Annotated in this window: 13 protein-coding genes; 9 read left to right on the top strand and 4 right to left on the bottom strand. The window is 61.3% G+C overall.

What is annotated here, in order from left to right; genetic code table 11:
* The first annotated feature begins 221 nt into the window (after positions 1-221).
* From ACK3SD_RS18555 to ACK3SD_RS18520, 8 genes are all read left to right on the top strand, one after another.
* Entirely contained in the window at positions 222-1,700 is a 1,479-nt protein-coding gene (locus ACK3SD_RS18555; protein ID WP_481127825.1) for a hypothetical protein, read from the top strand.
* 247 nt (positions 1,701-1,947) lie between these two features.
* Positions 1,948-3,165, top strand: coding sequence for an SfnB family sulfur acquisition oxidoreductase (locus ACK3SD_RS18550; RefSeq protein ID WP_481127824.1), 1,218 nt, complete (start codon positions 1,948-1,950; stop codon positions 3,163-3,165).
* Positions 3,166-3,178: 13 nt separating this feature from the next.
* A complete protein-coding gene (locus tag ACK3SD_RS18545) occupies positions 3,179-4,384 on the top strand; it encodes an SfnB family sulfur acquisition oxidoreductase (RefSeq protein ID WP_481127823.1) in 1,206 nt (401 codons plus the stop codon).
* Complete coding sequence (locus tag ACK3SD_RS18540; RefSeq protein WP_481127822.1) at positions 4,384-5,748, top strand: LLM class flavin-dependent oxidoreductase; 1,365 nt, start codon at positions 4,384-4,386, stop codon at positions 5,746-5,748. The genes ACK3SD_RS18545 and ACK3SD_RS18540 overlap by 1 nt, the downstream gene beginning before the upstream one ends.
* 30 nt (positions 5,749-5,778) lie before the next feature.
* Positions 5,779-6,603, top strand: a complete 825-nt coding sequence (locus tag ACK3SD_RS18535; RefSeq protein ID WP_481127821.1) for a MetQ/NlpA family ABC transporter substrate-binding protein — start codon at positions 5,779-5,781, stop codon at positions 6,601-6,603.
* A gap of 2 nt (positions 6,604-6,605) precedes the next feature.
* Positions 6,606-7,691: a methionine ABC transporter ATP-binding protein gene (locus tag ACK3SD_RS18530; RefSeq protein ID WP_481127820.1), complete on the top strand. Its 1,086-nt coding sequence runs from the start codon at positions 6,606-6,608 to the stop codon at positions 7,689-7,691.
* Positions 7,675-8,328 (top strand): methionine ABC transporter permease, encoded by a 654-nt coding sequence (locus ACK3SD_RS18525; RefSeq protein ID WP_137765471.1) that lies wholly within the window; start codon positions 7,675-7,677, stop codon positions 8,326-8,328. The genes ACK3SD_RS18530 and ACK3SD_RS18525 overlap by 17 nt, the downstream gene beginning before the upstream one ends.
* A 134-nt stretch (positions 8,329-8,462) precedes the next feature.
* Complete coding sequence (locus tag ACK3SD_RS18520) at positions 8,463-8,987, top strand: GNAT family N-acetyltransferase (RefSeq protein ID WP_481127819.1); 525 nt, start codon at positions 8,463-8,465, stop codon at positions 8,985-8,987.
* A gap of 52 nt (positions 8,988-9,039) precedes the next feature.
* Here the strand turns inward: ACK3SD_RS18520 and ACK3SD_RS18515 are convergent, their stop codons facing one another.
* The 4 genes from ACK3SD_RS18515 to mntR form a co-directional block, all read right to left on the bottom strand.
* A complete protein-coding gene (locus ACK3SD_RS18515) occupies positions 9,040-9,852 on the bottom strand; it encodes a MetQ/NlpA family ABC transporter substrate-binding protein (protein ID WP_481127818.1) in 813 nt (270 codons plus the stop codon).
* A 17-nt stretch (positions 9,853-9,869) separates the two neighbouring features.
* Complete coding sequence (locus ACK3SD_RS18510) at positions 9,870-10,538, bottom strand: methionine ABC transporter permease (RefSeq protein WP_481127817.1); 669 nt, start codon at positions 10,536-10,538, stop codon at positions 9,870-9,872.
* Entirely contained in the window at positions 10,531-11,556 is a 1,026-nt protein-coding gene (locus tag ACK3SD_RS18505; RefSeq protein ID WP_137765467.1) for a methionine ABC transporter ATP-binding protein, read from the bottom strand. The genes ACK3SD_RS18510 and ACK3SD_RS18505 overlap by 8 nt, the downstream gene beginning before the upstream one ends.
* Positions 11,557-12,034: 478 nt before the next feature.
* Positions 12,035-12,499: a manganese-binding transcriptional regulator MntR gene (gene mntR, locus ACK3SD_RS18500; protein ID WP_481127816.1), complete on the bottom strand. Its 465-nt coding sequence runs from the start codon at positions 12,497-12,499 to the stop codon at positions 12,035-12,037.
* 204 nt (positions 12,500-12,703) lie between these two features.
* Here mntR and ACK3SD_RS18495 point away from each other — a divergent pair, with 204 nt between their 5' ends.
* The gene (locus tag ACK3SD_RS18495; protein WP_481127815.1) at positions 12,704-12,904 is read left to right on the top strand and encodes a hypothetical protein; all 201 of its coding nucleotides are present in this window, start codon (positions 12,704-12,706) and stop codon (positions 12,902-12,904) included.
* The last annotated feature ends 94 nt before the right edge of the window (positions 12,905-12,998 follow it).

Here is a 12,998-nt window from a genome sequence, read left to right as displayed (position 1 = left end):
TTGTGTCACCCAATGAACAGGCCAATCACAAGCTGCTGTTAAAATAGGCTAAAAAAGGGCGGACATAAAAATCGCGCTAGTATGGCGTAAGAAACAGACTTCCGTGCATGAAGGGTAAATAAAAATTAACGTTAACATTTTGATGTTTTATTCATGGCGGGAGTTGTTATTGTCTTTCACTCCTCGGTTTTTTATCGGCAACTTCAGCGTAAGGGTAACACATGAAAAGCATCCCTCTTTTTATGTCTGCCATGGGCGCGGGCATTATTATAGTATTTGCAGGGCTGGGTGTGCACTCCTATTGGATTGATGAGCTATTTACCCTCGGTTCCATTAGCGGCGATCTGCACAATCTCTACCAGACGTATTTATTTAATGATATCCATCCCTTTTTATATAATACTCTGCTTTACTTGTGGGTTCAGGTATTTGGGGTGGACGAGGCTGGCACCCGCGCCTTCAGCCTCTTCTGTTCATTATTGACGGCCCTGTATGTCTGGCAGCGTGGGCGTCAGTTGCTCAACCCCGGTATGCTGGCGCTCTACCTGCTACTATTCCTGACCAGCTATGGATTTATCCACTTTGCGCTCCAGGCTCGCTCCTATGCATTGTTAATCATGCTCTCCACCATGCAGTCATTTGAATTTATTTATAATTTACGCGGGGAGAAAAATAAAAGACGCTTTTATTTTCTCTGCATACTGGTCTGCTGGACGCACTTTATCGGGCTTTTTTTCACCGCCGCGCTGTTTGCCGCACGGTTTCTATGCGTCGAGGGACGCGTCCGGCAGCTGGTGGAATATACGTTGGTCATGTTGGTATCCAGCTCACACTTTATTATTATCATGCTAATGTCGGGATTCAATGGAAAAAGTGACTGGGTGCCGCTGATTGCGCCGCTGGATCAGATATATAACACCATCCACCTTGTTTTCCCGATAACACATTTCCCTAAATATGTAGTGGGCGACACCGTTAACAGCCTGCTTATCACGTTGGCGTTTATTGGCATATGCGCGTTCCCGTTATTGCAGCGCGGAGCGGAATCCCCACTGGCGGAGCGCAAAACCTATATCTACGGATTGCTGGTGCCGCTAGGCGTTTTTATCGTTATTACCGCAATAACCTCGTTACTCAAACCGGTTCAACTGGATCGCACCATGTATATCTGCTCACCGCTAGCGCTCTCCATTGCCGTGGTGTTCTTGGAGCGATTAAAAGGGGCAGGAAAGATATTGGCGGTGGTGATTGCCATATCCTCCCTGCTTTCAGCCTACAAAAATATTTATTATCAAAATGATGACTATATGAGCGGTAATGAAGCCTATGATCAATCGACCCTCTACGCGATCGCCACCTGCAATGATGGCAATACGGTAGGTAGCCTCAACGGTAGCCCAACGCACCCAGAGTGGCGCTATCTGGATTTTTATCTGCATAAGTACAAAGGAACGATGATTAACCCGCGCTGTCAGGCCCTCTGGCAACGTTTTGACCCCCGCACCAGTCGGCCGGATCTGGTGCAGTTCAACCACCCGACCGCTGCGCGGCTAGCGCTGGCCAAACCCTTGCTGGATGCGGGCTACCGGCAGGTAGACCAGCCCGGCCCGCACCGGGATTACAACATTGGCGCGCTGGCCTCCCCGGCCTACGTCCAACGCACTGGCGTCAAGACGCGGGCACTCTCAGTTATTCGTTGATGCTATGCCCGCCATTAGCTGAAATAGGGCCAATGGCGGGTGCAACGTTTGCCGCCTATTGGCTTTATTAAGCCTGAAAATGGCAAAGCAAAATAACGGATAACCACTGCATAAATTGCACTAAGCCGTTGCTTTACACGCCGCCCGCTCGCTCATTACACTCGGCCCATATTCCTTCATCCGCTTATTTTTTCGGGCTTTTCTGCTCCTGTCCCATCGCGCCCGTTATTTATCAGGGAGATAAAATATGGTGAATACCGTTTCCCCGTCGCGGCGCGCTGTTGAGGCCGCGCGCATCACTGACGCACAACAGGCGCTGGCGGCAGCCCGTGCCGTGGCGGCGCAGGCGCTGCCCGGTGCGGCGCTGCGTGACCGCGAGCGCCGCTACCCGCTGGAGGAGCTGGCGCTGTTCAGCCAGAGCGGGCTGGGCGGCATCACCCTGCCAACGGCCTATGGCGGCGCGGCCCTGCCTTTTGGCGTGCTGGCAGAGGTCTTCCGGCTAATTTCCGCCGCCGATCCGGCGCTTGGCCAGATCCCACAGAACCACTTTGGCCTGTTGCGCCTGATCAATGAGATCGCCTCCCATTCACTCAAGGAGAAGATCTTTGGCGCGGTGCTGGCGGGCCAGCGCATCGGCAACGGCGGGCCAGAAAAAAATACCAAACACACCCTCGATATGCGGGCGCGGCTGACGGCCACGCCACGCGGCCTGCGGCTGACCGGTGACAAGTTCTACTCTACCGGCGCGCTGTTCGCTGACATCGTGGCGGTCAAGGCACTGGATGATGGCGGTAAGCCGGTGCTGGCGCTGATCCCGACCCCGGCTGACGGGCTGGCGATCATCGATGACTGGTCTGGCATGGGCCAGCGCACCACCGCCAGCGGCAGCATGGCGCTGCGTGACGTGCTGGTGGCCGCCGATCACGTACTGCCGCTGACGCACCTTACCGCGCGCCCCACCATCCAGGGTGCGGTGTCGCAGCTGATTCAGGCGGCGATTGATGCCGGCATCGCCCAAGGCGCGCTGGATGAGGCGCAGGCCTTTATCCGCGAGCGCTCCCGTCCGTGGGTGGATGCGGGGGTGGCACGCAATGCGGATGACCCCTACATTCTGGCGGATGTCGGCCGGCTGGATACCGAGCTGGCGGCGGCCAATGCCCTGCTGCGCCGCGCGGCCCGCGTGCTGGATGAGGTGGATGCCCAGCCGATCACCGCCGAGAGCGCCGCCCGTGCCTCCATCGCCGTGGCGGAGGCCAAGGTGCTGACCACCGAAGTGGCGCTGCGGGCGGCAGAGAAGCTGCTGGAGTGGGGCGGCAGCCGTGCCACGCTGGCGGAGTACGGGCTTGATCGCCACTGGCGCAATGCCCGCACCCATACCCTGCATGATCCGGTGCGCTGGAAGTACCACGCCATCGGCGCCTATACCCTGAACGGCCACCTGCCGGCCCGCCACTCCTGGATTTGACAAGGATACCCCTATGACCACCCATGTTACGCCGCCACGTCCGGCGGCCCGCATCACCTCCGCCGCGCAGGCGCTGGAGGTGGCCGATGCCCTGGCGGCGCGCTTTGCCGCCGGGGCCTCCGACCGTGACCGCGTTCGGCACCTGCCACGGGCCGAACTGGCGGAGCTGTTTGCCTCCGGGCTGGGGGCGATCACCGTGCCGCGCGAATGGGGTGGCCCGGCGCTGCCCAACCGCGTGCTGGCGGCGGTGATTGCCCGACTGAGCGCCGCCGATGGCTCGATCGGCCAGGTGCCGCAGAACCACTTCTATGCGCTGGAGGTGCTGCGGGTGAATGGCTCGCCGTCACAGCAGGCGCGGCTGTATGGCGAGGTGCTAGCCGGGGTGCACTTTGGCAATGCGCTGGCGGAGTTCAGTTCACCGGCCGCGCACCAGCGTTACACCCGTTTGGAGCGCGGCGCGGCGGGCTGGCTGGTGGTCGGGCAGAAATTCTATGCCACCGGCGCGCTGTTCGCGGGCCGGGTGCCGACGGCGGCGCTGGGCGAGGATGGCAAGGAGCGGCTGGTGTTCCTGCCAGCTGACGCGCCGGGGTTGCGCATTACCGATGACTGGTCAGGCTTCGGCCAGCGCACCACCGGCAGCGGCAGCGTGGCCTTTGATCAGGTGCCCGCCGACGAGCAGGACATCGTGCCGTTCCAGAGTGCCTTTGAGCGGCCGACGCCGGTTGGCCCGCTGGCGCAACTGCTCCATGCCGCCATCGATCAGGGCATTGGCCGTGCCGCCTGGCAGGAGATGCTGGCCTTTGTGCGCCAGCACGCCCGCCCATGGATCGATTCCGGTGTGGAGCGCGCCAGCGACGACCCGCTGACGCTCGACCGCATCGGCAAGCTGACGGCGCGGCTCCAGGCGGGCGACGCCCTGCTGGAGGAGGCCGGTGACGCGGTGGACATCGCCCAGCAGCGCACCGAGGCCGCCACCGTGGCAGAGGCCTCCATCGTCGTAGCGCGGGCGCGCGCCTGGACTACCGAAGTATCGCTGGAGGCGGGCAACCTGCTGTTCGAGCTGGCCGGCAGCCGCGCCACGCTGGCGGAGCATAATTTTGACCGCCACTGGCGCAATGCCCGTACCCATACGCTGCACGATCCGGTGCGCTGGAAGTACCCGGTGATAGGCAACTATGTGCTGAATGGCGTCCTGCCGCCGCGCCGGGGGACTCTCTGATGGCGAAACCCCTGTTGCTCAACGCCTTCACCATGAACTGCGTCGGCCATATCTATCACGGCATGTGGACGCACCCGCAGGATCGCTCGGTGGAGTTCAACCGCCTCAGCTACTGGACAGAGTTGGCACAGCTGCTGGAGCGCGGGCTGTTCGATGGCATCTTTATCGCCGACATCCTCGGCGTGTATGACGTCTACCAGAATGGCATCGGCCTGACGGCGAGCGAGGCGATCCAGTTGCCGGTCAATGACCCGCTGATGCTGGTCTCCGCCATGGCGGCAGTGACCGAGCATCTTGGTTTTGGGCTGACCGCCAACCTCAGCTATGAGGCGCCCTACCCCTTTGCCCGCCGCATATCGACGCTGGATCACCTGACCAATGGGCGCGTCGGCTGGAACATTGTCACCGGCTACCTCGACAGCGCGGCGCGGGCGATGGGTAAGCACAGCCAGACGGCCCATGACCGGCGCTACGATCAGGCCGATGAGTTCCTTGAGGTGAGTTACAAGCTGTGGGAAGGGAGCTGGCAGGATGACGCGGTGCGGGCCGACAAGGCGCGGCGGGTGTTCGCTGATGCGGCGCGCATCCACTCGGTGCGCCACCACGGCGAATTCTATCAGGTCGAGGGGGTACACCTCTCCTCACCCTCGCCGCAGCGCACGCCGTTGCTGTTTCAGGCGGGCAGTTCCGCCCGTGGGGTGGCCTTCGCGGGCCGCCACGCCGAGTGCACCTTCGTCACGGGCTCCTCGCCGGAGGGGGTGCGCCGGCAGGTCAGCGCCCTGCGACAGGCGGCAGTGGATGCGGGCCGCCCGGCAGACGCGCTGAAAGTGTTCATGGGCATTGGGGTGATCGTTGCACCGACGGCCGCCGAGGCGCGGGAGAAGCACCGCGAATACCTGCGCTACGCCAGCCCAGAGGCGGGCATTGCGCACTTCTCTAGCTCTACCGGCATTGATCTGGCGCGCTTTGGGCTGGATGAGCCAATCCAGGCCGGGCCAACGCAGGCGATCGAGTCCGTTACCCAGACCTACAGCGGCTGGACGCGCCGCCGCTTGCTGGAGCAGCACGCGCTGGGCAGCCGCTACCCGCTATTGGTGGGCGATCCGCAACAGGTGGCTGACCAGCTGCTGCACTGGCTGGATGAGGGTGACATTGATGGCTTCAATCTGGCGCGCATCATCAATCCCGGCAGTTATGAGGAGGTGATCCGCTGGGTCATTCCTGAGCTGCAATCCCGTGGCCGCTACAAGACCGGCTACGCGCCGGGCAGCCTGCGCCACAAACTTTTCCAGCAGGGCGACCGCCTGCCCGCCAGCCACCCGGCGGCGGCGTGGCGGCAGCCAGCTGACCCCTCCGCGCGCTGACGCGGCACTGATAATGATAATGGAGCACATATGACTTTACCTGTCTGGGGAATATCTCGTATTGGCAAAACCCTGCTGCTGGCCGCTTCTATGGCCTTCTCGGGCGCGGCGATGGCCGCCAGTTACAGCGGGCCACTGAAAGTTGGCACCACCGCCGCCTTTGCCCCGCCGCTGGAGGCTGCGGCCGCCGAAGCGGGCAAGCAGGGGCTGAAGGTGGAGATTGTGGAGTTCAGTGACTGGATTGCGCCGAACGTCAGCCTGGAGAATGGCGACATTGACGTTAACCTGTTCCAGCACAAACCCTTCCTCGGCAATGCCAATCAGGAGGGGGGCTTCCATCTGGTGCCCTATGCGCCAGCCATCATCAATCAAGTCGGCCTCTACTCGAAAAAACATGCCAGCATCGCGGCGCTACCGGAGGATGCCACAGTGGCCATCCCCAATGATCCGATCAATGGCGGGCGCGGCCTGCTGCTGTTGCAGAAGGCGGGCTTGATCACCCTGACGCCAGGCGTGGGAATCAAGGCCACCACGGCGGACATCGTCAGCAATCCCAAGCATATCCGCATCATTGAGGTGGAGGCGGTGCAACTGGCACGCTCGCTGGATGAAGTGGATCTGGCGATTGGCTACCCGCACTATCTGCGCCTCTCTGGCGTGATTGCGCCGGAAAAAGCGCTGCTGTTCGATGGGCTGGAGCACCCCGAGTATGTCATCCAGTTCGTGATCCGTGACGGCCATCAGGATGACCCGCGCCTGCGTCAGTTCGTCGATATCTACCAGCATTCGCCGGTGGTACGCGCCGCGCTGGATAAGTTCTACGGCACGCTCTATCAACCCGGCTGGAGCCAGTAACCATGTCCACCCTTGTGCTGCCGGTTCCCGGCGATACCACCGAGGCCGCCGCCGATTGGGGCCGCCACGGTGACACCCATGTGCGGCTCGCCGCCGTCAGCAAGGTCTACCCCGGCCAGCAGGTGGCGGCGCTGCATGAGATTGACCTCGACATCCGGCGCGGCGAGATCTTCGGCATTATTGGCCGCAGCGGCGCGGGCAAATCGACGCTGATCCGCACCCTCAACCGGCTGGAGCGCCCAACCGGCGGGCAAGTGGTGGTGGATGGCACCGATCTGGACGGGCTGGATGAGGATCAGCTGGTGGCCTACCGCCGCCGCACCGGCATGATCTTCCAGCACTTCAATTTGCTCTCCGCCAAGACGGTGCGGCAGAACATCGAACTGCCGCTGCGGGTGGCGGGTGTGCCAGCGGCGGAGCGGCAACGGCGCGTGGATCGGCTGGTGGCGCTGGTGGGGCTGGAGGCGCGACAGGATGCCTACCCGGCGCAGCTCTCCGGCGGCCAGAAGCAGCGCGTCGGTATCGCCCGCGCGCTGGTGCATGATCCGGCGCTGCTGCTGTGCGACGAGGCGACGTCGGCCCTTGACCCGGAGACTACCCACGCCATCCTCGATCTGCTGCGTCGCATCAATCAGGAGATGGGCATCACCATTATGCTGATCACCCATGAGATGGAGGTGATCCACGAGATTTGCCACCGGGTGGCGGTGCTGGACAATGGGCAGGTGGTCGAGCAGGGGCCGGTCTGGCAGGTATATGGCAACCCACGCCACGCCACCACCCGCCGCCTGCTGACACCGCAGCATGACCGGCTGGGCGTGGCGTTGAGCGACCAGCCCGCCGATCCCTTCGCGCCGCTGCTGGTACGGCTGCGCTACCACGGTGACGGTGTCACGCCCAATTTGCGCCGGGTGCTGGCGGCCTTCCCCGGCGACGTGACGCTGGTGGAGAGCGCGCTGGAACCCATCCAGGGGCGTACCGTCGGCCACCTGCTCTTGGCGGTCACGCCGCCCGCTGGCACGCCGTTGCGGCCAGATCACACCCTTGCAGACCATGTGGAGGTACTGGGTTATGTCGCTGCTGATTGATCGCCTGTGGCAAGGCATTCTCGATACGTTGCTGATGGTGGGCGTCTCCTCGCTGCTAGCGCTGCTGCTTGGCCTGCCGCTGGCGGTGGTGCTGGTGGTCAGCGATCGCGGCGGCCTGTATGAGAACGTGCCGCTGAACCGGGTGCTGGGCTGGTTGGTGAACCTGTTCCGCTCCGTGCCCTTCCTGATCCTGATGGTAGCGCTGATCCCCTTCACCCGGCTGCTGGTGGGCACCAGCTACGGCGTCTGGGCAGCGGTGGTGCCGTTGACCGTGGCGGCGATGCCCTTCTTCGCGCGCATCGCGGAGGTGAGCCTGCGTGAGGTAGACCACGGCCTGACGGAGGCGGCGCAGGCGATGGGCTGCAAGCGCGGCCACATCATTCGCCATGTGCTGCTGCCGGAAGCGCTGCCCGGTATTGTCAGCGGCTTTACCATTACGCTGGTGACGATGATCAACGCCTCGGCGATGGCCGGCGCGATTGGGGCGGGCGGGCTGGGCGACCTCGCCTACCGCTACGGCTACCAGCGATTTGACACCCAAGTGATGCTGACGGTGATCGTCGTACTGGTGGCGCTGGTCACGCTGCTGCAACTCTCCGGCGACCGTCTGGCGCGCCGCCTCAACCACCGCGCCTGACGGCGCGGTTCTTCTGCATTTTTCAGCTTCTGTTTGCCGTATTTGTTGTTTTACTTCCGCCTCGCCATCAGGAATAGTGCCGTTACCCCTTCTGTTGACAGATTATCCTGTGCAGGGGCGAGGAGGAGAATGCGATGAGTGAACCCTGTTTTATCGAAACCCGGCCCGACGATCTGCGCGTGGCCACACTGATGGCGGCGCTCTCCCGCGAGTGCCGCGCCCGCTATGGGCTGGCCTCCGGGGATCGCAACCCCGTGCCGCTCTCCCGCTTTCAGGCACCGGAGGGCGAGTTTATCCTGCAACTGCTGGACGGGGAGCCGGTGGCGATGGGTGCCTATACCCGCTATGACCAGGACACCGCCGAGCTGGACTATGTCTGGACACGCGCTGACCAGCGCCGCCAGGGGCTGGCACTGCGGATGGTGGCCGAGCTGGAGCGCCGCGCCCGCGAGGAGGGCTATAAACAGGCGATCATCACCACCGGTTGCCGCCAGCCGGAGGCCATTAGCCTCTGCCTGTCGCTGGGCTACACCCCGCTGTTTGATGTCCATGCCGATCCTGCCCGCTATGCCGAGCCACCCTACGACGGCCATCTCTCCTTCGTGAAGTGGCTAGTGGCGCTGACCGCCGTCCGGCGGCGGGCGCTGAAGGCCAGCTAGCCGTAGACATAAAAAAACCCGGGCAAGCCCGGGTTTTTGTTGGCAATCACTCTCAGTTGTTCACCGGAATGACCGCGCCTTTGTACTTGGTGCGGATCCAGTCCTGAATTGCCTTGGAGTGCAGCACCGTCACCAGCGCCTTGATGTCCGGTTTGTTTTCATCGCCACGGTGCACGGTGATGATGTTGGCGTACGGGTTGTTCTCGCCGCTCTCCACCGCAATCGGGCCTTTCACCGGGTCGAGGCCAGCGTCGATGGCGTAGTTGGCGTTGATCACCACCGCGTCGCCTTCGTCATTGTTATACATCTGCGGCAGCAGCGCGCCTTCCACGTTCGCCAGGAATTGCAGGTGTTTCGGGTTCTCCACGATGTCGCTAATACGCGCGTCCACTTTGCTCACGCCCGGTTTCAGCTTGATCACGCCTTCACGCTCGAAGATGGAGAGGATACGGCCCTCTTCCGCCACGGCGTCACGCATGATGACCTTGCCCTTGTTCGGCAGGTCTTTCAGGCTCTTGTACTTCTTGGAGTAGATGCCGATCGGCTCGATGTGAATCGCGCCAGCGCTAACGAAATCGTAATCTTTGTCGCCTTCGTGGTCTTTCAGCACGCTGTTCAGGTACGGGATGTGCTGGAAGTAGTTGGCGTCGATGTCATGGCTCGCCAGAGCGGTGTTCGGCAGAATGTAGTCCTGGAACGGTTTGATCTCCAGATCGATGCCCTGCTTCGCCAGAATCGGCTTGGCCTGCTCGAGGATTTCGGCGTGCGGCACGTTGGACGCGCCGACGGTCAGGGTGTCCGCCCAGGCGGAGAGGCTCAGGGCTGACAGGGTGGCCGCAGCCAACAGCGTTAAGGTCTTTTTCATTATATCTATCCAGTCTGTTAACGTTTATCGAGCAGTTTGGTAATGACGTCGCCAATGAGCTGGATGATGAACACGATGATCAAAATCATCACGGTCGCCACCAGGGTGACATCGTTATGGTTGCGCTGGAACCCTTCCAGATAGGCCAGGTTGCCGAGGCCACCCGCGCCAATGACGCCAGCCATCGCGCTGTAGCTGACCAGCGCGATCAGCGTCACGGTGATGCCAGACACCAATGCCGGTGAGGACTCCGGCAGCAAGACGCGGAAAATCAGGGTGCTGACGCGCGCGCCCATCGAGCGGGACGCCTCAATCACCCCTTTATCCACCTCACGCAGGCCAATCTCCACCAAGCGGGCATAGAACGGCGCGGCACCGACAATCAGCGCCGGCAGCGCGGCATCCGCGCCCAGGATGGTGCCAATCAGCGCCTTGGTGAAGGGGATCAACAGCACAATCAGGATGATGAACGGGATGGAACGGAACACGTTCACCACAATGGAGATCACCGAGTAGAGCGCGCGGTTCTGGAACAGGCCGCCACGGGCGGTCAGGAACAGCGCCAGCCCCAGCGCGATGCCCAGCACAAGGGTGGCGACACCGGCCAGACTGGTCATGTAGAGCGTTTCCAGGGTGGCGGCCCAGAGCTGGTCCAGTTTCAGGTGCGGAAAAAGTGACTCAGTCATGGGTGACTACCTCGGTTGCGATGTCATGGTGTTGCAGGTCGAGCAAAATCTTCTCCAGCAGGTCGGCGGAGGCGTTGACGTGCAGCCAGAGTTCGCCAAACGCGCCATTGGCGGTCTGGGTCATCTTGCCGTGCAGGATGTTGAACGGCAGGCTGTAGCGCATCGCCAGTTCCGATACCACCGGCTGGTGGGCGTTGTTGCCGGTGAAGGTCAGCTTGAGCAGCGCGCCGCCCAGCGCCTTCACCAGCGCCGGGTTGAACGCCTCTTCGGTCTGCTGGTACTGGTTGACCTGATTAACGAACTGGCGGGTGATGGGCTGTTGCGGGTGGGTAAAGACCTGAATCACCTCGCCCTCCTCCACCACGCGGCCGTTCTCCATCACCGCGACGCGGTGGCAGATTTTGCGCACCACATGCATCTCATGGGTGATTAGCACGATGGTCAGGCCCAGCTTGCGGTTGATGTCGAGCAGCAACTCCAGAATGGCGTCTGTGGTCTGCGGGTCGAGGGCGGAGGTCGCCTCGTCACACAGCAGCACTTCCGGGTTGTTCGCCAGTGCGCGGGCGATGCCGACGCGCTGCTTCTGGCCGCCAGAGAGTTGGGAGGGGTAGGCGTGCTCGCGCCCCTCGAGGCCCACCAGCGCCACCAGCTCCTTCACGCGTTGCTGGATGGCGGCCTTCGGCGCGCCAGCAATCTGCATGGAGAAGGCGATGTTTTCGCTGACGGTGCGCGACCAGAGCAGGTTGAAGTGCTGGAACACCATGCTGATCTTCAGCCGGGCGCGGCGCAACTGCTCGCCGCTGGCTTGTGCGATGTCCTGTCCGGCCACGTTGACCACGCCGGAGGTCGGCTTTTCCAGGCCGTTCAGCAGGCGGATCAGGGTACTTTTCCCTGCGCCGCTGTAACCAATGATGCCGTAAATCTGCCCGCGCTCCACGCGCAGGCTGACGTCGTCGACGGCCACGATCGGCTGTTTGTCGCCGTTGAATATTTTCGACACGTTCGAAAGAACGATCATACCCGTGGATCCTTATCTACTGCCGTTAATTTCAGCAACATGCGCTGAATAAATAATCTGACACTGGGTGCTTTTTATTTATCGGTTTATAACTGGCATAAATGACATAAATTTAGTGTATTTGCCCGCCTCATGCTAAAGAAAGAATGTCCGGAGCGAAAGCATTAAAATGCACCGTCTTAGTGCGTTTTTTTCTAAGGTTATATTGACGGCGTTAATGGCTGAAAGCCCTTGAATCAATGGGGTTGCGGCGGATGGCGCCGCAATAAAAGCCGGCCCACCTTGGCAGGCAGGCCGGAAATAACGGGAGAGAACCAGAGCGTTGCAGAGCATTGACCCAAGGCGGGCCGAAATGAAACAGACAGTAGTATGGGACAACGCCAGAGTAGCGTGAACAATCAGGGTAGGGAACGATGAAATTTGGCTTTAGATAGCCAGAAATAGGTTATTGCCGCCAGCGGCGGCAATAAGAAGGGGATTAAATGGAGTGTTGGCCCTGCTCCACAATACGGCGGAAAATAGCCAGCGTTTCGTCGCTGACATGGTGCTCAATGCCCTCGGCATCACGGCGTGCGGTCTCCGGGCTGACGCCCAGCACCAGCAGGAAGGATTCACAAATCTGGTGGCGAATGCGGCTCTCGGTCGCCAGCTTCTCCCCTTCGGGCGTCAAAAAGACCCCACGGTAGGGCATCTGTACCACCAAACCGGCGGCGGCCAGCCGTTTCAGCATCTTGGCGACCGTGGGTTGTGACACCCCGAGCCGCGCCGCTAGGTCAACCTGGCGTGCCTCACCGAACTCGCCGATCAGATCGGAGATCAGCTCGACGTAATCATCAATCAACTCACGGCGGTGGGCCTCCCGCACTTGCAGGAACCCCTGAACATGTTCTTCGACATCAAGCAATGGGTTGCTGCCGGACTGGGTGGTTTTATCTTGGGCCATCAACTTTCCTCGTTTTTACTGACCAATCCCCGGCTTTCCTACCCGGCATTAGCGCACTGACGAGCCTATTGTAAACCATGCGCGCCCCAGAACAAATTTCGCGTCATTTACTTTTGCTATAAAATATAGCCTGTGCTATATCTGTTTATTAATCGATCACGACGGCATCAGGCCGACGTGGACAGAACCAGAGGGGGAGAGACAATGGCGTGTTTCATTCAACTACTCAAAAATTATGCCCGGTCACCCTTTACGCTGCGCCTGATGCTGGTGGAGTTGCTGGCCGAACGCCTGACCCAGCCGCGCAAGCCGGGAGACACCCCGGAAAAGAAGCCGGCCCTGCTAAACGCGCTCGCCCGGTTGCCCAAACCGGCCGCTGACCTGCCGCATACCGCACGTAGCTAACCCTGGCGGGGGAGCCATCCCCCGTAGATTTTCCTCTCTTGCCTTGCCCGCACTTCCCCTGCCCCTGACTAAAATTCACCCCATTTGCCGGTAA

Source organism: Chimaeribacter sp. YP20170169 (assembly GCF_056739715.1).
Note: the sequence above shows the minus strand (reverse complement) of the source record. Positions and strands in the feature narration are given on the sequence as shown.